This window comes from Streptomyces daghestanicus (assembly GCF_020521275.1).
Classification (GTDB): Bacteria; Actinomycetota; Actinomycetes; order Streptomycetales; family Streptomycetaceae; genus Streptomyces; species Streptomyces griseoviridis.
Window position 1 is genome coordinate 1,335,622 of record NZ_BNDX01000002.1, and the last position, 23,672, is coordinate 1,359,293.

The 23,672-nt window shown below is 72.5% G+C and carries 18 protein-coding genes and 3 pseudogenes; 11 read left to right on the top strand and 10 right to left on the bottom strand.

Annotated features, from left to right (window positions below):
- Nucleotides 1–64: 64 nt before the first annotated feature.
- The 5 genes and pseudogenes from Sdagh_RS05895 to Sdagh_RS05915 all read right to left on the bottom strand — a co-directional run bounded on the left by Sdagh_RS05895 (nt 65) and on the right by Sdagh_RS05915 (nt 5,860).
- Nucleotides 65–682, bottom strand: a complete 618-nt coding sequence (locus Sdagh_RS05895; RefSeq protein WP_190078685.1) for an NAD(P)-binding protein — start codon at nt 680–682, stop codon at nt 65–67.
- Nucleotides 683–1,153: 471 nt separating this feature from the next.
- A pseudogene (locus Sdagh_RS05900) lies at nt 1,154–1,276 on the bottom strand (IS5/IS1182 family transposase); the annotation flags it as partial.
- Between the two features lie 4 nt (nt 1,277–1,280).
- On the bottom strand, nt 1,281–2,957 hold the full coding sequence (locus Sdagh_RS05905) for an NAD(P)/FAD-dependent oxidoreductase (protein ID WP_189420654.1): 1,677 nt from the start codon (nt 2,955–2,957) through the stop codon (nt 1,281–1,283).
- An 825-nt stretch (nt 2,958–3,782) separates the two neighbouring features.
- Nucleotides 3,783–4,637 carry an alpha/beta hydrolase gene (locus tag Sdagh_RS05910; protein WP_190078686.1) on the bottom strand — a complete coding sequence of 285 codons (855 nt, stop codon included), beginning with the start codon at nt 4,635–4,637 and terminating at the stop codon, nt 3,783–3,785.
- Nucleotides 4,634–5,860 carry a metal-dependent hydrolase family protein gene (locus tag Sdagh_RS05915; protein ID WP_189420650.1) on the bottom strand — a complete coding sequence of 409 codons (1,227 nt, stop codon included), beginning with the start codon at nt 5,858–5,860 and terminating at the stop codon, nt 4,634–4,636. The genes Sdagh_RS05910 and Sdagh_RS05915 overlap by 4 nt, the downstream gene beginning before the upstream one ends.
- 92 nt (nt 5,861–5,952) lie before the next feature.
- Here Sdagh_RS05915 and Sdagh_RS05920 point away from each other — a divergent pair, with 92 nt between their 5' ends.
- Entirely contained in the window at nt 5,953–6,528 is a 576-nt protein-coding gene (locus tag Sdagh_RS05920) for a TetR/AcrR family transcriptional regulator (RefSeq protein ID WP_226534632.1), read from the top strand.
- A 515-nt stretch (nt 6,529–7,043) separates the two neighbouring features.
- On the opposite strand, the gene Sdagh_RS05925 is transcribed toward Sdagh_RS05920, so the two are convergent.
- Nucleotides 7,044–7,733, bottom strand: coding sequence for a TetR/AcrR family transcriptional regulator (locus Sdagh_RS05925; RefSeq protein ID WP_226534634.1), 690 nt, complete (start codon nt 7,731–7,733; stop codon nt 7,044–7,046).
- A 97-nt stretch (nt 7,734–7,830) separates the two neighbouring features.
- Between Sdagh_RS05925 and Sdagh_RS05930 the strand changes: the two genes are divergently transcribed.
- On the top strand, nt 7,831–8,748 hold the full coding sequence (locus Sdagh_RS05930) for an SDR family oxidoreductase (RefSeq protein ID WP_189420646.1): 918 nt from the start codon (nt 7,831–7,833) through the stop codon (nt 8,746–8,748).
- Nucleotides 8,749–8,901: 153 nt separating this feature from the next.
- Nucleotides 8,902–9,390 (top strand): GNAT family N-acetyltransferase, encoded by a 489-nt coding sequence (locus Sdagh_RS05935; RefSeq protein WP_189420644.1) that lies wholly within the window; start codon nt 8,902–8,904, stop codon nt 9,388–9,390.
- Nucleotides 9,391–9,552: 162 nt separating this feature from the next.
- Here the strand turns inward: Sdagh_RS05935 and Sdagh_RS05940 are convergent, their stop codons facing one another.
- Complete coding sequence (locus Sdagh_RS05940; protein WP_189420642.1) at nt 9,553–10,011, bottom strand: RidA family protein; 459 nt, start codon at nt 10,009–10,011, stop codon at nt 9,553–9,555.
- Between the two features lie 100 nt (nt 10,012–10,111).
- Here Sdagh_RS05940 and Sdagh_RS05945 point away from each other — a divergent pair, with 100 nt between their 5' ends.
- Nucleotides 10,112–10,495 carry a winged helix-turn-helix transcriptional regulator gene (locus tag Sdagh_RS05945; RefSeq protein ID WP_189420640.1) on the top strand — a complete coding sequence of 128 codons (384 nt, stop codon included), beginning with the start codon at nt 10,112–10,114 and terminating at the stop codon, nt 10,493–10,495.
- Between the two features lie 40 nt (nt 10,496–10,535).
- Here the strand turns inward: Sdagh_RS05945 and Sdagh_RS05950 are convergent, their stop codons facing one another.
- Nucleotides 10,536–12,848 carry a beta-L-arabinofuranosidase domain-containing protein gene (locus Sdagh_RS05950; RefSeq protein WP_190078687.1) on the bottom strand — a complete coding sequence of 771 codons (2,313 nt, stop codon included), beginning with the start codon at nt 12,846–12,848 and terminating at the stop codon, nt 10,536–10,538.
- Nucleotides 12,849–13,061: 213 nt separating this feature from the next.
- On the opposite strand from Sdagh_RS05950, the pseudogene Sdagh_RS05955 reads away from it, so the two are divergent.
- A pseudogene (locus Sdagh_RS05955) lies at nt 13,062–13,154 on the top strand (carbohydrate ABC transporter permease); the annotation flags it as partial.
- 100 nt (nt 13,155–13,254) lie between these two features.
- On the opposite strand, the pseudogene Sdagh_RS05960 reads toward Sdagh_RS05955, so the two are convergent.
- Nucleotides 13,255–13,629 (bottom strand): annotated as a pseudogene (locus tag Sdagh_RS05960) (sugar ABC transporter permease); the annotation flags it as partial.
- Between the two features lie 111 nt (nt 13,630–13,740).
- Here Sdagh_RS05960 and Sdagh_RS05965 point away from each other — a divergent pair.
- The 3 genes from Sdagh_RS05965 to Sdagh_RS05975 all read left to right on the top strand — a co-directional run bounded on the left by Sdagh_RS05965 (nt 13,741) and on the right by Sdagh_RS05975 (nt 15,548).
- A complete protein-coding gene (locus tag Sdagh_RS05965; RefSeq protein ID WP_229879912.1) occupies nt 13,741–13,935 on the top strand; it encodes an MFS transporter in 195 nt (64 codons plus the stop codon).
- Between the two features lie 165 nt (nt 13,936–14,100).
- A complete protein-coding gene (locus Sdagh_RS05970; protein WP_226534636.1) occupies nt 14,101–14,442 on the top strand; it encodes an MFS transporter in 342 nt (113 codons plus the stop codon).
- A 77-nt stretch (nt 14,443–14,519) separates the two neighbouring features.
- Nucleotides 14,520–15,548 carry a helix-turn-helix domain-containing protein gene (locus Sdagh_RS05975; protein ID WP_190078123.1) on the top strand — a complete coding sequence of 343 codons (1,029 nt, stop codon included), beginning with the start codon at nt 14,520–14,522 and terminating at the stop codon, nt 15,546–15,548.
- 70 nt (nt 15,549–15,618) lie between these two features.
- On the opposite strand, the gene Sdagh_RS05980 is transcribed toward Sdagh_RS05975, so the two are convergent.
- Entirely contained in the window at nt 15,619–16,077 is a 459-nt protein-coding gene (locus Sdagh_RS05980; protein ID WP_189420633.1) for an SsgA family sporulation/cell division regulator, read from the bottom strand.
- 605 nt (nt 16,078–16,682) lie between these two features.
- Between Sdagh_RS05980 and Sdagh_RS05985 the strand changes: the two genes are divergently transcribed.
- The 3 genes from Sdagh_RS05985 to Sdagh_RS05995 all read left to right on the top strand — a co-directional run bounded on the left by Sdagh_RS05985 (nt 16,683) and on the right by Sdagh_RS05995 (nt 23,560).
- Nucleotides 16,683–20,420, top strand: a complete 3,738-nt coding sequence (locus Sdagh_RS05985) for a S8 family serine peptidase (protein ID WP_190078122.1) — start codon at nt 16,683–16,685, stop codon at nt 20,418–20,420.
- 91 nt (nt 20,421–20,511) lie between these two features.
- Nucleotides 20,512–21,417, top strand: a complete 906-nt coding sequence (locus Sdagh_RS05990; protein ID WP_190078121.1) for an NAD-dependent protein deacetylase — start codon at nt 20,512–20,514, stop codon at nt 21,415–21,417.
- A gap of 127 nt (nt 21,418–21,544) precedes the next feature.
- Complete coding sequence (locus tag Sdagh_RS05995) at nt 21,545–23,560, top strand: LamG-like jellyroll fold domain-containing protein (RefSeq protein ID WP_190078120.1); 2,016 nt, start codon at nt 21,545–21,547, stop codon at nt 23,558–23,560.
- Nucleotides 23,561–23,672 lie beyond the last annotated feature (112 nt).

A 23,672-nucleotide genomic window follows, 5' to 3' on the forward strand; every position in this document is an offset into this window, starting at 1 on the left:
TGTCATCGCGCCTCAGGACGTAGTGCCGTCCACACGCTCAACAGGACTGATGAGAGTGTCCTCGTCAACGAGTTGCCAGTCCTTTCGGGAAATGCATGCCCAGGTACGCCTGGTCCTCGACTTCGGCGGCTACGCCCAGTTCGGCCTCGGCCTTGCGGTAATAGGGCTCCAGGTCGTCATAGCTGAGCGGCCAGTTCAGGCCCTGGCCGTACTTGGTCCGCAGGTCGAAGTCCTCGGGAAGCATGCGCAGCGCTTTCCCCTCCCAATGCATGGAGGTGCCGCCGAGGACCCGGGTGAAGGTGGTATCCGTGCAGTACTTTCCCTCCTGCACGAGGTAGAAGTCGTCCCGGGGTGTTCCCGGATTCACCGGCATGGTATCGGTGCTCCTGGGCATCCGGGCATTCGGGTTGAACGGGTAGGGAGACTGGTTGTCCTTGACGACTGCGCCGTAGAACCGCGACAGGTACGACTCGTACTCCGCGAGGTCCATGTCTTTACCTGGGCCGGCTTCGAGAATCACCACCTTGTAGCCTGCCTGGCCCAACTGCTCGGCGATGATGCAACCTGCCATGCCACCACCGACGACCACGGCATCCCACTCGCCTTGCGCAGCCTCTGCGGCACTGGTCTGCGTCGCGGCACCGGCCGGGAAGATCACCTGGTCCGTATCGTCGTAAGACATCTTTGATGCCCCTTGTCGCGTCTGGGGGTGACCTCACCCCGGTTATGGGCAGAACAGGCCGATGACAGATCTGACCAGCCGCGATAACGGACGGTGATCGAATGACTGCCGAAGGCCGCCCCTGCCACCAGCAAAGAGAACCAGCTCGGGCTTTGGGTTCAAGCTGGAGAACTAAGGCAAGCGAGCATCGCGGCGCCCACCGATGAACCGCTGAGGGCTTCCCGTGATCCCAGCGGGTCCCGCCGCCAACCGCGGCCACTCGCCGCGTCGTCGGAACGTCCGTGTACGTCGCATACGAGGATCACCCTCCGCTTTGCGATTGACAGATCTGACGCCGCTCGCTGATCCGCGAGGGATCGAGGGAAGGGCCTCAGTACGAGGCTTGCATAGAGGCGGCCATTGCGCTCTGCCGCACTGAGGATCTTGTCGGTGAATCCACCGTTCGGGCGTAATCAGTGCGCCTTTTCGGCGTTACCTCACCAGGGTGAGGGCGGCTTTGGCGTTGACGGTCATACGCTCGGGGCTGATGCGTGACCTGCGGAAGATCCGCCAGGACTCCAGCCGTGCCATGCCGCGTCCGACGGGAGTCCGGGCCTGGTCAGGCGTAGTAGGCGCTCAGCGCCGCGTTGGCCGTGTCGCCGTCCATCTGCAGTAGTTGGGCACGGCCGAGGAAGTAGTTGTGGACGGCCAGCGCGGCCGCCGCTCCTTCACCCGCAGCCATGGCGATGCGACGCACCCCGCGGTACCGCACGTCTCCGACGGCGAAGACCCCCGGCACGCTGGTGGCGTACGACGGCACCTCCGGGCCGACGTCGGTACCCGTGGCCACGTACCCCTTGGTCAACTGGACGTTTGCCCTCTGCAGCCATTCGGTGTCCGGGTCGGCGCCGATCAGCACGTAGACCGCGCGCACCGGCAGGGTCTCCAGGGGCTTGTTGGGCGTCCGCAGCCGCACGTCGGTGAGCCGCCCCTTCGCGCCCACGTACTCGGCGATCTCGGTCTTCTCGCGGACCGCGATGCCGGATTTCTTGATTCGGTCCTTCAGTGGCTGCAGCATCGTTGAGTCTTTGAGGGTGCCGCGGACCAGCAGGGTGACCTTGGTGGACTTCTGCGCGAACATGAGCGCGGCGCGACCTGCGGTGTCGCCGGCACCGACGACCACGATCGAATCGTCCTTGGAGACCTGCCCGGCGTCCGCGGGCAGGGCCATGTAGTAGACGCCGCGACTCTCGTAGTCGCGCTCGTGCTTCCCGCCCTGGCGGCGTGCGGTCACTCCGCAGGCCAGCACCACGGCAGCAGCGCTCAGTTCCACCGACCGGCCGTCATCGTGACGCTCCGCCACCTTCAGTCGTCTGAGCGGGGGCTGCCCGTCGCCGGCCTCGCGGTTCTCCAGCGTCGACAGACTCTCGGCCTGGCAGGCGGGGAGCCACTCCACTTTCATGTTCAGCGCCTGGCGAAGTCCTCGCTGGGCCAGCACCCCGGCGGCGATGCCGTCGGGGAAGCCGAAGTGGTTGTCGATGACGTTGACGGCGGTGCCGGCCGCGCCGCCGGGCGCCTCGTTCTCGAGGATCAGCACCTTGTGGCCGAACAGGCCGGCGTGGTTGATCGCCGCGGTCAGCCCCGCCGGCCCACCGCCGACCACGACCACGTCGTAGTCGGTGCCGCCGCTGTACCTGGTCAGGTGCAGCGCCTCGGCCAGGGAGATCAGCGGCGGGTTCCGCATCTGTCGCCCGTCGATCCTCACGATGACCCCCGTTTGCCCCGGGGGGCCGTCCTGGACGGCGAACGTTACGTGGTTGAGCAGCAGGAATCGGACCACGCGGTACACAGCGGCCTCACGGCGGTCGCCTACGACCAGTACCGTCTGCTGACCCTCGGGGGCCGTGTCGTAGAGCATCCGCTCCAGCTGCGGCCACAGGTCGTCCTCTTCCGGACGGGCATGCAGCACCTTCATGCCGTCCCGGCCCTCACCACCGGCCCGGGCGCCGCGGTCGGACAACAGCAGGCGCCCGGCCGGCGGAACCGCGCCGGTCTCCCGCAGCAGGTCCAAGCCCGACCCGTCGGACAGGTCCTCCGCCGCCAGCACGGCCGCGACACGCCGTCCAGCCGACGCAGCGCCCTCCAGTACCCGCTCGGCTTCAGCGCGTGTAGCCGCGCTCAGCACTTCGTAGGCACCGGCGAAATAGCGCTCGATCCGTTCGGCCAAGTCCTGTGCCGACCAGCGGTCTGCGTCTGCCACCACAACGGTGGCGCGTCGGTCGGTGGTGTCGGGCATCACAGCTCCTTCAGCATCGCGGACAGGGCACCGCAGCCCGCAAGGGCGGACCCGTATCCAGGACGGGCGACGGCGAGGTGTCAGGGCACGACCACGCCGCCGGAGCAGCCACCAGAAGCGGGGGACCCGACCAAAGATCACAGTCCGTGGCGCAACCGGCACGGCGACGCGCGGAGTTTCCCCCGATCAGCGGGCAGCGCACCGAAAGGGCAGTCTGGGCCAGCTCGTCGGCAGCGCGCTGGTAACGCTCGGCGAAGAGGGTGTGCGCGGCGCTGGTGGGGTCCGCAGCCTCGGCGGAGGTAAGGACGAACAGTCTGATGAGGCCGGGCTCGGCGAGATGGCGGCGGCCACCATGGCCCGCAGGATGTCACGCCCGTCGGCGTCGGCAGGCAGACGCGACCACCACTCGGCCTCGCTGGTGAAGCGGTGTTCCATGACTGCCAGCACCCGATCCATGCCGTCCAGCGCGAGGATCACGCCTCCTTCGACGGCATGGGCGCCCCCGGAAATCCGGATACCGCGCCGCGTGCGACCAACGGGGCGCCTTGCTCCAGGCACGCACGAACCACGGTCCGGACCTCGGCGGTGCCCTTGACGCACACGACGGCCGATGGCGCCCGCGCTGCCGGGCAGTCGGTTCGTGGACGATGTGCGTGCCCCGTTCCGTTCCTCCCTGCGGGGGCCGCGCTTCCCGGCTCGACCGGTTCGGGCCCGGCACGCCTACCGGTCGGGTTCGGCGGGTGGTGCCGGGCGATCGGGGCGGCGGTGCGGGTCAGGAGCACCGCCGACCAGGACGGCGGTCGGGCAGCGCCGCGGTGTCCAGGTCTACCGGGCGCGGCAGGTCCTGAGGTAGCTGAGGAACGATGCCTGCAATCCGGTCACGTGGGTCTCGTGCATGAGTGCGCTGGTGACGGCTCCGTTGCGTGAGGTGAGGTGATGAAGGAACGTGGCCGCGTTCTTCGCGAGGTTCTGGTAGACCGCCATGTCTCCGAGGATCTCCCGGTCGTTGAAGGTCACATGGAGCTTGGTGGCGGGCAGGGTGTCGCCCATGGCCTGAAGAAGGGCGAAGACCTGGCTGTCTGCGGTGACGATGCCGGGGCTGCCTGCGCCGATGCTGTCGAAGAAGGTGCTCTTGGTGAGCCAGGCGTAGAGGCTGAAGAGTCCGCCGTAGGAGTAGCCGAAGAGGCCGTGGCCGCTCGGGGCTGTGCCGTAGTCGCTCTCGATGCGCGGGTGCAGGTCGTCGGTGAGGAAGTTCAGGAACATGTCCGCGCGGCTGTCGCTCAGCTCGGTGAGGTAGGCGTCCGCCTGTCCGCGAGTCATCGTGCCTGTTTCGACCGCCGTCTCCACCGCATCGATGTACTCCTCCGCGACGGGTTCGCCCGGAGGCACGAGGTCGCGGTTGCGCAGTTGTTCCCAGTGCTCCGCTTCCTCGCTCGCGTAGCCCACCGTGACTTGGACGTAGGGCTGGATCGACTGCATGGGGTCCAGTTGCGTGATGATGAGCGGGGCAGTCATGCCCACGGTCCAGTTGCCGTCGAGGACGTACACGACAGGTGCTTGCGCCGTGGCGCGGTCGTAGTTCGGTGGTGTGGTGACCCAGACGCCGTAGTCGTGTCCGCCGCTGGAGCGCATCTCGAAGTAGTCGGTGTGGGCGAGGCATCCCTGCCACATGGTGCTCATCTGAGGTCCTTCACGATCTGGCCGGCCTGGATGACGAGGACGGCGTTGGTGGGGTCGGAGAACAGTTCCGGGTCTTCGAGCGGATCGCCGTTCCAGAGAACGAGGTCTGCCTGCGCTCCGGGGGCGATGACACCCACCCGGCCGGACAGACCGAGGATGCCGGCGTTGGTCCGGGTCGCCGCCACGAGCGCTTCCATCGGCGTCTCGAGGGCCGCGCGCAGGCTGAGTTCTTCGCCGCGACGTTCCTGGGCCGGACCGATGAGATCGGAACCCAGCCCCACCCGTACTCCCGCGTGCTTGGCGACAGCGAGCGCCGTCGTCATCCGCTCGCGTGCGCCCTCGACCCGGTCGCGGGTCGACTCGGCGAGGCCGGCCCCGGCGGTGTCGCGCAGCAGTTGCTCGATGACGGCGAACGTGGGCACGAGGGCGACCTCGCGAGCGGCCATCAGGGCCGCGGTGGACTCGTCGAGGCTGGTGCCGTGCTCGACGCAGCGCACCCCGGCCTCGACCGCATTGCGTATGCCGTCGTTGTTGTGGGCGTGAACCGTCACATAGGTGTTCCGTGCCGCAGCTTCCTGAACGGCGACAGTGATCTCTTCGACGGTGAACTGGGTGTCGGTCAGACGGTCATGCGCGCCCACCACTCCGCCGGTCACGCAGAGCTTCAGGAAGGAGGCTCCGCGGCGGAATGCCTCCCGGACGTTGTGCCGAAGCTCGTCCGCGTTGCCCGCCATCATGGACAGGGCGCACAGGCCCGGGATGTGGTGGCTGCTCCACAGCTCGGTGGGTTCCCATTCGGCTCCGTAGTAGCCGTGCCCGCCGATCTGGCACTGAACGGGTCCACACGACAGGACACGCGGCCCTCTGACCTTGCCCCTCGCGATCGCGGTGACGACACCGCCGTCGATCCCTCCGGTGTCGCGAACGGTGGTGAAGCCGGCGTCGAGCGCCGCGCCGGCCGTGGCGAAGATGTCCGCCGCGATCTCGGCAGCGCTCATCCCGAACGAGAAGTGCGTCCGGATCGGACTCGACAGGCCCAGGTGGACGTGAGCGTCGATCAGGCCGGGTGTCATCGTCAACCCCCCGGCGTCGAGACGCTCGCCGTGCGCGCTGGAGGCACCGAGTCGGGTGATGCGGCCCTTCTCGACACTGATGTCGAGCTTGCGGGGGTCGCGTCCCGTGCCGTCGACGACCGCCGCGCCGACTACATGAGCAGGTCCCATGGTCGATCCTTCGCCGTTGCGAGCTGACTGCGACCATGTGTGAAGCAACACGAACCGCATCCTTCTTTTCCAATGGATAAACCGTGGGAGTGATGTTGTCAACCTCGGAACGCAGGGGCGGCGCGCGCGAGCGACTCCTGGCGCGGCTTCTCGACGCCTTCGGTGAGGCCCTTCCCGCACCGGAGACGTCCCTCCGTGAGATCGCCGCCCGGATCGGGACCAGTCACGCCCTGCTGCGCTACCACTTCGGGTCCCTCTCGGGAGTCCTGGCCGCCCTGCTCACGGCGCAGCGGACCCGTGACAACGAGGCACTCCTGGAGGCCGCCCAGCGGGGCACCTTCGACGAGTTCGTGGTGGCGATCTGGCGCACCTATACCCGACCGGAGCGGCTGTCGCGTGCCCGCGGCTTCTTCTACGTCGTCGGACTGGCCGCGTACGGGCCCGAGGACTTCCGGGAGTTCGTGGACTCGATCGGCGACCTGACCGTGATGCTGGCCTCACTCGCGGAACGCGAGGGACTCGGCGCGAAGGAAGCGCGCGATGTGGCCGACGCCACCATTGCCGCGATTCGCGGCCTCCTCCTGCAGGAAGTGCTGACCCCCGGAACCCGCTCGGAGGACGCGATCACCTTGATCCTGCGCATGAAGGAAGGCCGGTCCGTTCCATGACCGCGTCCGGAGTGTCGTGCGGGCCCTCGGCCGTCACCGCCTCCCCTGATCCCTCGGCCGCTGCCTGCGGACGCGCTGACGAACGGCCTCGGCCCTCGGCCGCTTCACTTGTCCGTGTGTAAAACCGAAGGTCCGTGCCATGCGGAGAGAGGGTCAGGATCCGGCCGTTGAGTACGTGCGTGTCCGGGCGCGCGCTCCCCGGGGCATGGTGACGCTGCCGGGTCGGCCGCGTGGAGGTGTGGTGCCCGAAGCGCTGCTGGCCGATCTCCCGCTTGAGATCGGCCTGGGCGCGGGGCGTGGTTCGCTTCTCTTCGTGGCCTCTGGTCAGTCGATCGAGTGCCGCTTGCCGCGTCACGTACCCGCTCTCCATGCGCTCGCCTCGCGTTGGCGGCCGGTGGCGTCGCGGTGGCGCATGGCGCACGGGCGGGCGCCACGGTTCCGGCGCGCGCATGCGCGGCTCTTGAAGAAACCGCCCGTTCCGCGGACGCTCCTGCGCTGTGCCGCGCGACCGGCGCTCAGGAGGCCGGGGCGGCGCCGCTCTGTTCGGTCCGCCGGGCCAGCAGGCCGGCGGCGGTCACCGCCGTCGTGCGCCGGACCAGGTCGGTGAAGTCCAGCCGCATGGCCGCCAGTTCGGGGTCCGAGGCGTAGACCGCCAGCATGGCCGGGGAGGGGCGGCTGCACTGCCAGGCCGCCATGGCCGTCAGCAGGGTCGATTCGGCCAGCGCGGCGGCGCCGTCGGGGCCGAGTTCGGGGAGGTGGCGCAGCACGATCCGGACCAGGTCCCGCAGGGACTGCCGGGCCGCCTGCTTGTGGCGGATGCCGGTCTCGGTGGAGATGTTCTGTTCCAGGACCGCGCCCTGCGCGCTGAGCAGGTCGCACAGCACCGGCCGCCGCGCCATGGAGGTGGCCAGGAGATCCGCCAGCCGGTCCCCGCGCGCACGCGCGGCGCCCTCGCTCGCCGCGTGCTCCTCGCGCAGTTCGTCGAGCCAGCTCCGGGTCTCGGTGTCGAGCAGTTCGAGCAGGACCGCCTCGCGGGACTCGAAATAGCGGAGCACGTTCGCCTTGGCCAGGCAGACGCGGCGGCTCAGTTTGTTCAGGCTCAGCTCCGCGACCGGCATCTCGGTCAGCATCGCGGCCGCGGTGTCCAGGATGTGGCGTCGTCGCTGGCTGCGCTGTTCGTCGGTGCGGGCTCGCTGGAAGGTCACCTCCCCATATTACAAACCACCGGTACTTTGATTAAGTACCGGTGGTCCGTTACGGTGACGGGAGACAAGATACCGGCAGTCCGTTATGGGGTTCGTCATGTACCAGGTTCCTGACCAGCACGGAAAACTCGCCGTCGTCACCGGCGCGAACAGCGGCACCGGCAAGGAGGCCGCCAAACGGCTGGCCGGAGCCGGAGCCAGGGTCGTGCTCGCCGTGCGCACGCCGGGCAAGGGCGAACAGGCCCGGGGCGACATCCTCGCCGCGCACCCCGGCGCCGAGGTGGAGGTCCGCCGCCTGGACCTGGCCGACCTGGCCTCGGTCCGCGGCTTCGCCGACGGCCTGGTCGCCGACGGCCGGCCACTGGACCTGCTGCTGAACAACGCCGGGGTCATGAACGTGCCGCGGCGCACCCAGACCCCGGACGGCTTCGAACTCCAACTGGCCAGCAACTTCCTCGGCCCGTTCGCCCTGACCGCCCAGTTGCTGCCGCTGCTGCTGGCGGCCCCCGCGCCGCGGGTGGCCACGATGAGCAGCGGCACCGCCCACCGGGCGCGCATCGACTTCGACGATCTGCAGTCCACCCGCGGCTACAGCCCCACCCGGGCCTACGCCCAGTCCAAGCTCGCCGATCTGCTGATGATGCTGCACCTCGCCGACCTCGCCGAACAGCACGGCTGGCCGCTGCTGTCGGCCGGCGCGCACCCCGGCTACACCCGCACCAACCTGACGACCTCCGGCCCGACCCTGGACGGCGGCCGGCCCGGCCGGATCGAATCACTGCTGTACAGGATCGTGCCGTCCCAGGGGGTCGAGCAGGGCGCGGAGCCCCTGCTGTACGCGGCCACCAGCCCCGACGCCGCACCCCGCGGCTACTACGGACCGCGCTGGGCGATGGTCGGCCCCACCAGGGCCACGCCCCTGCCGCGCAGCGCCCGGGACAAGACCGTCGCGGCACGTCTGTGGACCGAGGCCGAACGTCTCACCGGCGTCTGCGCGCCGGCCCGGAAGCTCTGACCTGTCCGTCCCATCGGCCACCGTCAGCGGGTGGCCGGGGTGCCGGAGGGCTCGGGCGCGCACGCAGCCCACCCCGCGTCGCGGGCGGGTGTGCCGCCGGAGCGGCCCGCCCCCCCCGCATGGGCGCCCTCCGGAGTGGGACATACTCTCCGGATGAGCGCACGCACGTCACCGGCCGGCCGGCCGGTCACGATCCGGAGGGCCGTCGCGCGGGACGCCAAACGGCTCACCCGGCTCGTGCGGGGTTCGGGCGCCTACGCGGGCCAGTACGCGAGCGTCGTCGCGGGCTACCGGGTCGGTCCCGATTACCTCGACGCCCACCGCGTGTTCGCGGCCGTCGACGCCGACGCTCCCGCGGGCCCGGTCCTCGGGTTCTACTCACTCGTCCTCGTGCCGCCGGAGCTCGACCTGCTGTTCGTCGCCGACGCGGCGCAGGGACGGGGCATCGGGCGTCTGCTGGTCGCGCACCTGCGGTCCGAGGCCCGTGCCGCGGGACTCGACCGGGTCAAGGTCGTCTCGCACCCTCCCGCCGAAGGCTTCTACCTCCGCGTCGGCGCGGTGCGGACCGGGACCGTGCCCGCGAACCCGCCCGCCGTGCCGTGGGACCGCCCCGAGCTGGAATTCCGCGTCCCGCCGGAATGACGGCGGCGCGCCGGTCCGCACGGCACCGGCCCGTTAGGGCCTGTCGTTCGGATAACGCCGGTGAGCGGGGCCTGGTGCGCGCACCTGCCGCGTTGTCGTCACTCGCCGACGCTCCGCGTCGACTCCCTCCTCCGCCTCGCATCCGCACGCGCCAGGCCCCGCTCACCGGCGCGAGGAAGGCGCAGCCGATTCCCCGCGACCTGATCCGGACGACAGGCCCTGGGCGGGCAGCCTCGTGTCGACGAGGAGGCTGATCTCCACGGCCTGGCCCGGGAAGGTCAGTTCGGTGACGCCGAGGACCGTGGCGGCCGGGCGGTGGTCGCCGAAGTACGCGCGATTGCCCTCCGCCGTCGCCGCGGCGTTCTGCCGCAGGTCCACCACGTACAGGGTCTGCGAGACGACCTGGTTCCGGGTGGCTCCGTAGTGGCGCAGGACCCTGTCCACGTTGGCGTGGGTCTGCGTGAGCTGGGCGGCGAAGTCGCCCGCGTGGCGGAACTCGCCCGCCTCGTCCAGCGAGAGCTGCCCGGAGACATGGATCAGCTCGCCGGACTTGACTGCCTGCGCGTAGCCGAAGTCGCTCTCGGCCGGTACTCCGTACTGGAAGACATCGATGACGGCCATGGGCCCGCCCTTCCTTTAAGCTCTCTTGTGGTTACTCGGAAACTGTAGGAGAGTGACCGGCGACCTGGAAGAACGCACTTTTCGGTGACTGAGGAACCTGATGGTGACCAAGCAACTGCTCAAGGGCCTCCCCGAGGACGCCGACCTGAGGCGCGCGGACTCGCTGGCGCGGGAGATCTTCTCGGACGTCGCCAACAAGTGGGCGCTCCTGATCATCGAGGCGCTCGGCGAGGGCACCCTGCGCTTCAGCGAACTGCGGAAGGAGGTCGAGGGAGTGAGCCACAAGATGCTCACCCAGAACCTGCGCATGCTGGAGCGCAACGGCCTGGTCGACCGCGAGGTGTACCCCACCGTGCCGCCACGGGTCGAGTACACCCTCACCGAGCCGGGCCGGGCGCTGCGCGCCACGGTCGACGCCCTGTGCGGCTGGACCCACCAGTACCTCGGCCACATCGAGGGCGCGCGCCGCCGCTTCGGCGACTGACGGCGCGCGGCACCACGCTCTCCTCGCGTACCGCCCGGGGTCAGCGCAGGATGCGCCACCGGTTGTCGGCGGTGCCGTCGTCGGGTGCCTGCACGACGAACGCGCCGACGGCGGTGGAGCCGCCCGCGACGGCGAGCAGTTTCCCGCTGTGCGCGTTGCGGATCTTGCAGGTGCCGTCGCCCTGGTCGAGCAGGGTCCACCGGTGGTCGGCGGTGCCGTTGTCCGCCCACTGCACGACGGCTGCGTCGTCGGCGGTGGACATGCCGAGCACGCCGAGCACCTTGCCGCTGTGGACGTTGCGGAAGCGGACGGCGCCGCCGTCCGGGACCAGCTCCCAGTCGTGGTCGGCGGTTCCGCTGTCGCTCCACTGCAGGGCCCGGCCGCCGTCGGCGGTGGACATGTCCTGGATGCCCAGCACCAGACCGCTGGCCGCGTTGGCGACGCGGACGGAGGACGGGCCGCCGGTCCGCCAGTACACGGTGTAGGTGTGGCCGTGCGCGTCGTGGAAGGGCTTGAGGGCCACTTCGCGCCCGTCGGCGGTGGCGGTGAAGGCCAGCCCGGTCGAGCCGGTGCGGCGGACCGAGGCGGGGTCGAGGGCGGGGAGGGAACCGAGGGCAGAGCTGCCGTAGTCGCCGGCCAGGACGACCGGACCGTAGGTGACGGCGGCGACGCCCGGGTCGTCGTCGGCCGGCCGCAGCACGGTCCGCATGGGCAGGCGAACGGTGACGGTGTCGCCGGAGCTCCACGACCGGGTCAGGGTCGCGTAACTCCCGGGGGCCGTGGCGATGTCCTGGGCGACGCCGTTGACGCTGACGGTGGCGCCGGCGGTCCAGCCGGGAATGCGGACGCGCAGCGCCCACGTGCCGCCCACCGCACCGGTGACGCGCAGGGTGGTGGTGTCGCTCGCCGGGTACGAGGTGGTCTGGGTGACGGTGATGCCGCGCTGGGTCCAGGTGAGCACCGACGGCACGAACAGGTTGACGGTGAGCGTGGTCCCGGAGTGGAAGTAGACGGAGTCCATCAGCCGGGTGTGGATCTCCACGCCGGTGCCCTGGCAGCACCAGAAGGTGCCGTAGTCGGTGCTCCAGGTGCCGCCGCCCCACGCCGGGCCGACCCCGCGCCGGCCGCCGGGCCTGAGCGGGGTGAAGTAGGTGATGTGGCCGTGCGGGTCGGCCGGGTTCTGGTTGCCGATGATGTGGTTGAGCCAGGCCCGCTCGTAGAAGTCGAACAGTTCGGCCCGGTCCGGTGTCAGTGTGAACAGCTCCCGGGTGAGGGTGAGCATGTTGACGGTATTGCAGCTCTCGCAGGTGTCGTCGGTCAGGTACGCGGCGATGGCGTGCGGGGCGCGGAAGTGTTCGGCCTGGCTGTTGCCGCCGATGGCGTAGGTGTGGGAGCCGGCGCAGTGGTTCCAGGCGTGGGTGGCGATGTCGCGGTACCGGGTGGTGCCGGTGGCCTTGTACTCCCGTACCGCGCCGATCCACTTCGGCACCTGGGTGTTGGCGTGCAGCCCGGTCAGGGCGTCCCGGCCCGCCGCCAGCGGGTCGAACACCGCGGCGTGGTCGAACCGCTGGGCGACGGTGAGCCACCGGGTGTCACCGGTGTGCAGGCAGAGGTCGGTGAGGACCGCGTTCATGCCCCCGAACTCGGTCTCCAGCATGGCCTGCCGCTGTGCGGCGGTGAGGCGGCCGGTGCGGGTGTCGACCCAGCCCGCGAGGGCCAGCAGCACGTCACGGGCCTGGGTGCTGCCGAGGTGGCGCCACACGTCCAGCAGGCCGGCGAGGGTCTTGTGGACCGTGTAGTACGGCACGTTGCCGTTGCGCAGGGTGCGGGCCTCCAGGGCGGTGAAGTCGGACTCCGGGTAGCCGGAGAGATAGCCCGCGGTGAAGCCCGCCGCGCGGTTGTTGGCCTGGCACCTGGCCAGCTCGGCGACCATGTACAGGGCCTTGTCCCGGGCGACGGTGTCCCCGGTCACGGCGTACAACTGCGCCCAGGCGGTGAGGAAGTGGCCCTGGACGTGGCTGCGGAAGGGGAAGTCGGGCGCCTCCCAGCCGCCGGTGGCGGCGGCGCCGTTCGTGGACAGGCCGTGGTTGGCGCGGAAGTTGTACAGCAGCCGGTCGACGTCGACGAACCTGAGGTAGGCGGCGGTGCGGTTCTGGTTGTCCAGCCACCGGCTCGCGGTCAGCCGCACCTGGCCGAGGCCGAAGGGCAGCGCCTCGGTCCCGAAGTCGGCGCGGACCGGCGGGAGGGCCGCCGCACGCGCCGCGGAGCTGCCGAGGAGGGGACCGGCGGCGGAGGCGGCGACGGCGGTACCCGCGAGCGTGAGGGCGCGCCTCCTGCTGACGGACTCGGACATGGTGATCCTCTCGTACGCGGGAGTGGTACACCGACACGGAGCGAGCACGGCCTAAGGTCGATATTTCGAACGCCGTTCGTGGAGTCGACGGAAACATAGGTGGACGAGTGACGGGCGTCAACGGTCCGCGCACGTCCGGTTGCCCGGACAACCGGCGGACGCCTCGCGCGGTGAAGCAGGGGCAGCCGGGCGCCCCGCCGCCGAGGACACCCGCAGGAGGCCCGGACGGACGGCGGCGGCGAGTGGCGGATCTTCGCGCAGCTGATCCTGCCGGTGGGAAAGCCGGCCATCGCGTCACTGGCCATCTCCCGGAGGAACAGGCCGGCCAGCGGGGTGAGCCAGACGAGGGCGACGAGGACGAGGAAAGCCTGGACGAGCCCCTTGCCCAGCAGGCGTCGTACGGCGGTCATCGCTGACTCCTTCGGAAACGGCGGACGTTGAACACCATGGCGGGGACCACGAGCAGCAGCAGGACACCCAGCGCGCTGCCCATGCCCTGGTCGTTGCCGCCGCCGAAGGACACCAGCCACATCTGCGTCGCGAGCACGGTGGCGTCCTCCTGCACCGGGCCGGGCGCGATGACGTACACGAGGTCGAAGACCTGCAGGGCGGCGAGGCCCGCGCCGATCAGGACCATCGCGAACCCGGTCCAGATCCACAGGTACGCCCCGATGACGGCGGGGGTGACGAGGGCCGGCCCGAGCCAGGAGATCCCGGGGGCGGTGGGGCGGCGCCTTCGCCCTGCCGGCGCTCCGGCGCGCGCCGGGCCCCGACGGCATCCTCGCCGCGGGCGCCGCCGTCTTCGCCGCGGCCCTGGTGGTGCTGGCCACGGTCCGCACGCTCTGGCCGGCCGGCCGCCGCCCCGCTGCCCGCGGGCCTGGCCTGGATCGGCGTGCTGTCCACCCTCGACGCCGCCCTCCAGCAGCGGTTGCCCGGCTGGGTCCGGGCCCGCGGACTCGCCGTCCACCTCGTGGTGTTCCAGGGCGGACAGGCGCTCACCGCCCCGTGTGGGGTGTGCTGGCCGACCGGCTGGGCCTCACCGTCTCCCTGCTGGCCGGCTCCGCGCCGCTGGTGGCCGGTGCCCTGAGCCTCCGGCGCCGGCCGCTCCTCGCCACGGACGAGGGGGCCCGGTCCTGTCCGACCACTGGCCGGCGCCGCCGCTCGTGTTCGAACCCGGCCCGGCCGACGGCCCGGTACTCGTCTCCGTCACCTACCGGGTCGCCCCGGCGCAGAGGACCGCGTCACCGAGGCCATGCGGCACGTCGCCCGGTCCCGGCGCCGCACCGGCGCCCTCACCCGGGTGCTGCATCAGGACGTCGGCGCCCCCGACCGGTTCGTCGAGAACTGTCTGATCGCCTCCCGGTCGGAACACCTGGCCCAGCACCACGCCCGGCCCACGGCCACCGACCGCCGCTTCGAGGAGACCGCCCGCCGGCTGCTCGCACCCGGTACCGCGCCCGAGGTGACCCCACGCCTTCTGCGCGGCCACCGGACCGGTGGTCACGGCCGGGCCCCCGGACGAGGAACCGGCCGGTGTGCCGCCCGCCGCCCGGTCAGCGCCGGAGGCTGTCCGAACGGGCAGAACCACCCCTGACGACGCGACCGGCACCGGCCCGCGCCCGTAGGCTCCGATCGGGTCCTGAGGCAAGTGAGAGACACGGGAACGACACGGTGGTCCAGTACGAGTACGCGTACGAGTACGAGTACGTGCACGAGGGCGAGGGCGAGGGTCCCGGCACCGTCCGGTTCGTCCTCTCACCCCTGCGCGAGACCTGGCACAGCCTGTGGACGCTGCGGGACCCGGGCCACTATCCGCACCACCTGCCCTGGCTGCGCCGGCTGCGGACCCTCACACCCCGCCTCGACACCGACCTGCTGGTGGCCCTGACCGGCGACGGCCACCGGCTGCCGCGCTTCCTGACCGAGGGCCCGCGGACACGCAACGCGGACGTACGCGACGAACTGTCCGCCGTCCGCCGCGCCGACCCGGCCGAGGTCCTGCGGGACCTCGGCGCGACCCACCGGGACGCGCGCCCGCCGGCGGTGCTGCGGGGCGACGCGACCGCCCTGCACGGCCGGCTCGTCACCGCCCTGGAGACGTACTGGACGACCGTCATGGAGCCGTACTGGCCGCGGATCCGGGCCGTGCTCGAAGCGGACGTGCCGCACCGCGCCCGCGTGCTCGCCGCGCGGGGCACGGCCGGGCTCGTCGCGTCGCTGCACCCCGGGGCCGAGTGGGACGCCGGCGCGCTCCGGCTGTCGGCGTCCGGACCCGTCCACCGGCTCCGGACGGCGGGCCCGCCGGTCCTCTGCCCGTCGGTGTTCGCCCTCCGGGCGACCGTGCCGGACGAGCACGCGTCCAGCGGGACGGCACCCGGTGGGGAGGGACCGCGGATCACCTATCCCGCGCGGGGCGCCGCCGCCCTCTGGGACGACGTCGCGGCCCCCACCCCCGAGGCGCTCACCGACCTGATCGGCCGTGCCAAGACGACCCTCCTCACCACCCTCTCGGCCCCGGAGACGACGGTCGCGCTCGCCCGCTCCCTGGGCGTCTCGCCGAGCGCCGTCTCGCAGCACCTGGCGCGGCTGGCGGCCTGCGGCCTGGTGACGCGCCGCAGGGAGGGCCGGACCGTGCTCTACCTCCGCAGCGAACTGGGCGACCGCCTCGTGGGCCGGCGGACGGACCCGAGGACGGCCTGAGGACGGCCTGGACCCGACGGCGACCGGAACGGCCGGCCGACGGGTGAACCGGGGAAGAAGCCTCCCCGGTTCACCCGTCGAGCAGGCTCAGCAGCCAGGCGTCCCAGTCGCTCCAGTCGTCCTCCTGGCCGGGAGCGACCGCCTCCCAGGTGCGGACCAGCCAGTTCCGCAGCGGCTGCGCCGGGACCTCCAGCAGGAACGAACCGAAACCGTCCCGCAGCAGGACCCGCACCTCCTCGCGGCCCCCGCGACGGCACGGCGGCCAGACCCGTACGTCGCCCTCGCCCGAGGGCCTGCGCAGGCCCGACTGCAGCAGATCGCGCGCGCAGTACCACCGCAGACCGTCCGCCGCCGCGTCCCCCGGCAACTCCAGCATCACGGCGAACGGGTCCCTGGGCACGTAGGTGCAGCGCAGGGAGACGGCGCGCCCCCGGGACGCACCGGCCGCCAGGACGGCCGGGACACACGCCGTCACGTCCTGCCCGCGGGCCGGGACACGGTCGTGGGCCCCACCGGTGTGCGTACTCATACGAAGGCCACCTCCGCGCCGGGGGAGGGGACGCCGCGCCCGGCCCGCAGGCACGGGCCGGCCGGCGGCGTACGGGGGGCGGTGCGGGAACGCTGGTCCATGAGCCTCTCGCGGCGATCGGTCCGAATCGACGGGCACGGCGCAGCCTAGGTTCCGCCGCGGGGCCGGATCGCCGCTGGACGCACGGGGGTTTGCGCCTGAGGGAACAGCCCCGCGGCCCACCCGGCGGAGCACGGCGGGCGAGGGCCGCCGGTCCGTGCACGATCCCTGTCCGCCCGTGCAGACTTCGCAGCCGGTGCGGGCCGTCGCGCGACGACGGCTCCCGGTCCGCATCCCGGGACCGGCCGCGGGCCGTATACGGCACCCCTTCCCCCCGAAGTCAGGCCACCGCTGGCCGAGCGGCCCGCACGCGCTTCCTCCGGTCCTCCGTCGAACCGGCCGACCACGGCCACAAGTCGCCCGTGTATCGCGCGAGTTGACGGTCGGCTACCGGCACCGCGGCCTCTTCCCAAGATCGCGGCCGGCGACTTACATTCCGTCGGTCCGGGGGCCATCCGGTCCTCCTCCCCGTCCGAGCCACCGCTCCCCGAGTCAAGGGAATCCCGTTGACACACCAGCCACCCGGCAGACGGCGGCGCCTGCTCGTGCTCGCCGCCGCCCTCCTGGTCACCGCGGCCACCCCGCACGTGGCCGCGTCCGCGGACGCCCCCCGGGCCGGCGGCGCGACGCCCGCCGCCCCCGCCGACATCGTTGCCACGTCCGAGGTGACCCTGCTCACCGGCGACAAGGTCACCCTCACCCCGCGCGCCGGCGACACCCCGGGCACCGTCACCGTCGAGGGCCCCGACGGGCAGCCCGCCGGGGCGCGGGTGCTGACCGTCGGCGGCGACACCTACGTCTATCCCGACTCCGCCCGCTCCTACCTGGCGGCCGGCGCCCTGGACCAGCGGCTGTTCAACGTGACCCGTCTCGTGGCGGACGGCTACGACGACGCCCACCTCGACCGCCTGCCCCTGATCGTCACCTACGGCGGCGCCGACGCCGGCGCGGCCACCCTGCGCTCACGGGGCCGCGCCATCCCGGGCGACATCACCGGCGTACGCGCCCTCACCAGCGTCAACGGCGTCGCGCTGGCGGCGGACCGGGACGACACCGGCACCCTGTGGTCCGCCCTGACCGGCGGTGGCACGGGCCCGGCGGCGGAGCCGGCCTTCAGGAACGGCGTCGCCGAGGTGTGGCTCGACGGCAGGGCGGAGGCCACCCTCGCCGACTCGGCCGGGCAGATCGGCGCCCCCGGCGTCTGGGCCGGCGGCAACACCGGGGAGGGCGTCGACGTGGCCGTCCTCGACACCGGCTACGACCCGGACCACCCCGACCTGAAGGACGCCGTCGAGGACAGTGCCGGCTTCGTCCCCGGCGAGGACGTCACCGACCGCAACGGCCACGGCACCCACGTCGCCTCCACCATCGCGGGCAGCGGCGCCGCCTCCGACGGCGTGGAGAAGGGCGTGGCGCCCGGTGCCGACCTGCATGTGGGCAAGGTGCTGAACGACGCGGGCTCCGGGTACGACTCCTGGATCCTGGCCGGCATGGAGTGGGCCACCCGCGAGGCGCACGCCCGCGTGGTCAGCATGAGCCTCGGCAGCAGCGAGAACGCCGACGGCGACACGCTGCTCGCCCGCGCCGTCGACGCGCTGAGCGACGAGACCGGCGCGCTGTTCACCATCGCCGCCGGCAACAACGGCCCCGGCGCGCGGACCGTACGCTCGCCCGGCACCGCCGACGCGGCCCTGACCGTCGGCGCGGTCGACTCCGCCGACGAGATCGCCGACTTCTCCAGCCGCGGCCCCCGCTACGGCGACGACGCCCTCAAGCCCGAGATCACCGCTCCCGGCGTCGGCATCCTGGCCGCCCGCTCCCGGTACGCCGCCGAGGGCAGCGGCCCCTACATCGGCCTCAGCGGTACGTCCATGGCGACGCCGCACGTGGCCGGCGCCGCCGCGCTGGTGGCCGCCGCGCACCCCGACTGGACCGGCAGCCGCATCAAGGACGCCCTGGTCAGCACGGTCAAGGCCACCCCCGGAATCACCGCCGACGACGGCGGCAACGGCCGGGTCGACGCCCGCGCGGCAGCCACCGGCACCCTCACCGCCACCGGCACCGCGGACGCCGGCATCCACGCGCCCGGCACCGGCGGCACCGTCGACTCCACGGTCACCTGGACCAACACCGCCGACGAGCCGGTCACCGTGGACCTGGCCGTGGACGCGCCCGGCGTCCCCGCGGGCGTCTTCACCGCCGACCGGGACCGCCTGGAGATCCCCGCCCACGGCACCGCGCGGGCCACCGTCACCACCGACCTCGGCAAAGCCGGCGAACTGGCGCGCTGGACCGGCCGGCTGACCGCCGCCACCGACGGCACCGTCCGCACCCGCACCCTGCTCGGCGTCAGCACCCGCAACCGCCTCGTCCACGTCCGCACCACGGTCACCGGCCGCTCCGGCGAACCCACCGACGGCATCCTCACCTTCTACCGCAAGGGCGACGAGTACGCGGACACCTACCTCTACGGCGGCGGCGCCTCCGACGACCTCCTCCCGCCCGGCCGCTACACCGTCCACGCCGACTTCCGCGTGGAGGGCACCCACGGCGCCTCCTCGGCCGGCTACGCCCGCATGGTCCTGCCGCAGGTGGACGTCACCGGTGACACCGACCTCACCTTCGACGGCACGAAACTCCGTCAGATCAGCGCCGTCACCCCGAAGAAGACGGAGAACTCCGCGCGCCGCCTGGACTACCACCGCCGGTTCGACGACGGCACCCGGGTGACCGACAGCGCCGAGATCGGCGACGGCTACGACAGCATGTGGACGGCCCCGGTGGCGGCGGGCGACGACGGAGAGCAGTACCTGACGGCCCGCTGGCGCGAGCAGCAGCCCCTGCTGTCGGTGACCTCAGGCGCGCAGGACTTCGACGACCTGTGGGTCCTGCCCGGCTCGGCGAAACTCCCCGAGGGCCGCCACGACCTGGACCTCGTCCACCCCGGGGAGGGCCTGGCCGAGGACTACGCGGGCGTCGACGCGGCGGGCAAGGCGGCCGTGGTGCGCTGGGACTCCGACGACGAGGACACCGCCGACGACCAGATCCGGGCCGCCCAGGCGGCGGGCGTGAAACTGCTGCTGTTCGTGCACGACCTCGACGGACGGCTGCGCCTGCCCGTCATCCGGACCACCATGGAGGTGGCCGGCCTCTCCCGCACGGAGGGCGAGAAGCTGATCGCCCGCGTCGACGCCGGCCCCTCGGGCGGTGTGCCCCTGCGCGCCGCCTCCCACCCCGACACCGACTACCTCTACGACCTGGTCCGCACCTGGCGGGGACGCGTCCCCGCCGACCTGACCTACGCGCCCCGGGAGAAGCAGCTCGCCCGCGTGGAGACGTACTACCGCAACCCCGAGGGCCGGGAGGTGTACGAGAACCGCTACGACATCCACCCGTGGACGGAGTACAGCGTCGCCACGGCCCGCCTGAGCACCGCCGGCGCCCACCGCACCGACTACGTCACCACCGACGCCGCCTTCACCTGGACCGAGGAGGGACTGCTCCACCAGGCCGTCTCCAGCACCTCCGGCCCGGCCCGCTACCCGGCGGGCCGCACCACCCACGTCCACTGGTTCGGCACGGTCGCCCGGCCGCGCTTCACCGACACCGCCCCGCCCACCCGCACCGCCGACCGCATCGACGTCACGGTCCCGGCCTGGGGCGACTCGGGCGGCGACCACGCCAACCACACCCCCTTCGGCAGCACCGGGACCAGCGAGAAGACGCGGCTGTACCGAGGCGGCACCCTGCTCGCCGCCGGCTCCTCGGGCGTGGCCGCCGCCGTCCCGGCCGCCCAGGGCACCTACCGGCTGACCCACACGGCCACCCGTACGGCCACCACCGGATTCCCGTACTCGACGGCCACCCGCACCGAGTGGACGTTCACCTCGGCCGCACCCCGCGACCCCGGCGGGACGGGCCGGCTGCCGCTCGTCCAGCTCGACTACACGCTGCCCACCGACGACAGCGGCGCCGCCACCCGGGGCGCCACCCTCACCGTCACCCCGCTGCACCTCGCGGGAGGGCCCCGCGCGGCGCTGCACACCCGGAAGGTCGAGGTGTCCTACGACGACGGCGCCACCTGGACCACCGCCCGCCTCAGCGGGCGCGGTGAGGGCAAGGTCAGCACCGTACTGAAAGCCCCCCGGTCCGCCCGGTACGTGACCCTGCGGGTCCACGCCGGGGACAGCCGGGGCGACACCGTCACCCAGACCGTGGTGCGGGCCGCCGGCCTCACCGGCTGACCGGCCGGCCGGTCCCGGCCCCGCCCACCGCGGCGGGGCCGGGACACACACGCACCCCGGACCCGCCGGGCGGTCTCGTACCCTGGCAGGCATGCGCATGCGCCCCACCCTGAGCTGGACCCCGGCCGGCGAACTTCCACCGGGCACCACGGACCCGCGACCGGTCGCCGACCTGCTGGGCGCCGGGGGAGTGCTGGTGCTGAGCGGAGCGGGCCTCTCCACCGAGTCCGGCATCCCCGACTACCGGGGCGAGGGCGGCAGCCTCAGCCGGCACACCCCGATGACCTACCAGGACTTCACCGCCGGCGAGCAGGCCAGGCGCCGCTACTGGGCGCGCAGCCACCTCGGCTGGCGCACCTTCGGCCGGGCCCTCCCCAACGCCGGGCACCGGGCGGTGGCCGCGTTCGGCCGGCAGGGCCTGCTGACCGGGGTGATCACACAGAACGTCGACGGCCTGCACCAGGCCGCAGGCAGTGAGGACGTCGTGGAACTCCACGGCAGCCTGGACCGGGTCGTCTGCCTCTCCTGCGGCGCCCGCAGCGCCCGCCGCGACCTCGCCCGGCGCCTGGAGGAGGCGAACCCCGGCTTCGCCCCCGTGGCCGCCGGGATCAACCCGGACGGCGACGCCGACCTCACCGACGACCAGGTCGGCGACTTCCGGGTGGTGCCCTGCGAGATCTGCGGCGGCATCCTCAAACCGGACGTGGTCTTCTTCGGCGAGGCCGTGCCGCCCCGGCGCGTCGAGCACTGCCGCGAACTGGTCCGCGCCGCCACGTCGCTGCTGGTCCTCGGCTCCTCGCTGACCGTGATGTCCGGACTGCGCTTCGTCCGGCAGGCGGCGCGGGCCGGCACCCCCGTCCTCATCGTCAACCGGGACCCGACCCGCGGCGACCAGCACGCCGTCACCCGCGTCGCCCTCCCGCTCGGCCCGGCCCTCACCACCGTCGCCGCCCGGCTCGGCGTCCCCGTCGACGACGGCACGGCGACCCCGGCCTGAGGCCCGCGCGAGGGCAGGTGCCGTCGCTGTTGGGGGAGCGTTCGGTATCCGGTACCCGATCCACGGCTCCGCGTTCTCCCGCGGTCGTTAGCGTGCGCCCGTTCGAACGACGAGTACGGGAGCGACCATGCACGGACCCCTCGACGCCCACACCCCCGGCGACCCGGCCGCCGCCGGCTGCGCGTGCCCCGTCACCGCGGACCCCGACGGTGACGGGCCGGCCGCCGCCGGCCGCCGGGCCTTCCTCCAGCGGGCGGGCGCGCTCGGCGTCGGCGCGGGCGCGGCCGGACTCCTCGCGGCTCCCGCCCTCACCACCCCCGCCCACGCGGCCGGCGCCGCCCGGACGGACCGGGGCGACGACGACCCCTACGGCCGCGCCACGACCGGCCGGGGCCGGCGCGGCACCTGGCGCCCGGACCCGGACAGCCCCCGGTTCACCGTCGTCGTGATGCCCGACACCCAGTATCTGTTCGACCAGGACCGCATCCACCCGGCCCCGGTCGAGGCGTCCTTCCGCTGGGTCCTGGACCCCGAGGGCCGGGCCGGCGGCAACGACGAGAACATCGTCTTCCTCGCCCACCTGGGGGACGTCACCAACAACGGCCTTCCCGAGGAGTACGCCGCCGCCACCGAGGTGTTCGGCCTCCTGGACCGCGCCGGCGCCTCCTACGGCGTGCTCGCCGGCAACCACGACGTCGGCGAGGACGACCAGCGCGGCGCCACCCCGTACCTGGACACCTTCAGCGTCGCCCGCGCCAGGAAGCGCCCCAGCCACCACGCCTCCAGCCCGGACGGCTACAACACCGCGCACATCTTCACGGCCGGTGGCCGCCGGTGGCTGCTGCTCGCCCTCGACTGGCGGCTGTCGGAAGCCGGTTTCGCCTGGGCGAACGCCGTCATCGCCGACAACCCCACCCTGCCGGTGATCGTCACCACCCACGAGATCGTCGGCTCCCGCGACGACGGCACCGCCGGCCTGTCCGAGTACGGGCAGCGCATGTGGGACCGGCTCATCAAGGGCAACGACCAGATCTTCCTCACCCTCAACGGCCACTACTGGCCGCCCGGCAGCACCGTCATGACAAACGACGCGGGCCACGACGTGCACCTGCACATCACCAACTACCAGGACCGGTACTACGGCGGCGCCGGCATGGTCCGCTCCTACCGCTTCGACCTGGACCGCGGCCGGATCGACGTCGCCACCTTCTCCCCGTGGGTCCGTGAACTGGCCGCCGCCGGACAGCTCAACGAACTGGCCGCGCGGGAACTGGAGCTGACCTCCGCCGTCGACCGCTTCTCGATGGAGATCGACTTCACCGAGCGGTTCTCCGGGTTCGCCCCCGTCGCACCCCGCAAGGCACGCCCCGCCCGCCGGATGCTGCTGCCCGGCACCCTCGCCTACTGGCGGTTCGACGAGGGCACCCCCGGCACCGACGTCACCGCCGGCACGGTGTTCCGGGACCGCACCGGCAACGGCAACGACCTCGAACTGCGCACCGTCCCCGGCACCCCCGCGCACGCGCTGGTCCGCACCGGCGACCACCATCCCGACCAGCCGGCCCACGCCTCCCTGGTCTTCGCCGGACAGGGCGGCCCGGTCAGCGGCAGCTACCTGCGGACCGTCGGCAAGGCACCCCTCAACCACGAGACGTTCGAGCGGGGCTACACCTTCGAGGTCTTCTTCAAGGTGCCCGCCGACTGGGACGGCGGCCGCAACGGCTGGTCGGCGCTGCTCAGCCGCGCGGGCACGGCCGCCGCGGCCGGCAAGAACGGCCCCGGTGCCACCCCCGAGGAACCGGTCCTCACCCTCAGCCTGTCCAGCTCCATCGAACTCCAGTGGAACGCCTACCCGTTGAACCGGAACGGCGCCACCACCGCCTGGAGCCACCTCCTCCAGAAGGAGGAGTGGTGGCACGTCGCCGTCGTCAACGACGGCCGGCTCAGCAAGCTCTACGTCAACGGCTGCGAGGAGGGCCGCAACCCCACGAGCAGGGCCGTCGGCCTGACCTCCCTCGGCCTGCCCTTCCTGCTGGGCGGCTACCAGTGGGCCGACGCCGTCGACCAGGTCTTCCACGGCACCATCGGCGACGTACGGATCACCGGACGGGCGCTGTCGCCCCGGCAGTTCATGAACGCCTGACCACGGCCGGGCACGGCACGGACGGGTCCGTCACCTCGACACCGACCCGGGCGTCCCGGCGACGGCCACGACGACAAGGCCGTCCCCGCCCCGCGCACCCCGCCACCGAGCG

Coding starts and splice junctions, on each gene's coding strand:
- Sdagh_RS05990 (WP_190078121.1), top strand. CDS start 20,512: ATGCGCATGCGCCCCACCCTGAGCTGGACCCCGGCCGGCGAACTTCCA.
- Sdagh_RS05895 (WP_190078685.1), bottom strand. CDS start 682: ATGTCTTACGACGATACGGACCAGGTGATCTTCCCGGCCGGTGCCGCG.
- Sdagh_RS05935 (WP_189420644.1), top strand. CDS start 8,902: ATGAGCGCACGCACGTCACCGGCCGGCCGGCCGGTCACGATCCGGAGG.
- Sdagh_RS05945 (WP_189420640.1), top strand. CDS start 10,112: ATGGTGACCAAGCAACTGCTCAAGGGCCTCCCCGAGGACGCCGACCTG.
- Sdagh_RS05920 (WP_226534632.1), top strand. CDS start 5,953: ATGTTGTCAACCTCGGAACGCAGGGGCGGCGCGCGCGAGCGACTCCTG.
- Sdagh_RS05910 (WP_190078686.1), bottom strand. CDS start 4,637: ATGAGCACCATGTGGCAGGGATGCCTCGCCCACACCGACTACTTCGAG.
- Sdagh_RS05950 (WP_190078687.1), bottom strand. CDS start 12,848: ATGTCCGAGTCCGTCAGCAGGAGGCGCGCCCTCACGCTCGCGGGTACC.
- Sdagh_RS05980 (WP_189420633.1), bottom strand. CDS start 16,077: ATGAGTACGCACACCGGTGGGGCCCACGACCGTGTCCCGGCCCGCGGG.
- Sdagh_RS05995 (WP_190078120.1), top strand. CDS start 21,545: ATGCACGGACCCCTCGACGCCCACACCCCCGGCGACCCGGCCGCCGCC.
- Sdagh_RS05970 (WP_226534636.1), top strand. CDS start 14,101: ATGCGGCACGTCGCCCGGTCCCGGCGCCGCACCGGCGCCCTCACCCGG.
- Sdagh_RS05930 (WP_189420646.1), top strand. CDS start 7,831: ATGTACCAGGTTCCTGACCAGCACGGAAAACTCGCCGTCGTCACCGGC.
- Sdagh_RS05905 (WP_189420654.1), bottom strand. CDS start 2,957: ATGCCCGACACCACCGACCGACGCGCCACCGTTGTGGTGGCAGACGCA.
- Sdagh_RS05915 (WP_189420650.1), bottom strand. CDS start 5,860: ATGGGACCTGCTCATGTAGTCGGCGCGGCGGTCGTCGACGGCACGGGA.
- Sdagh_RS05940 (WP_189420642.1), bottom strand. CDS start 10,011: ATGGCCGTCATCGATGTCTTCCAGTACGGAGTACCGGCCGAGAGCGAC.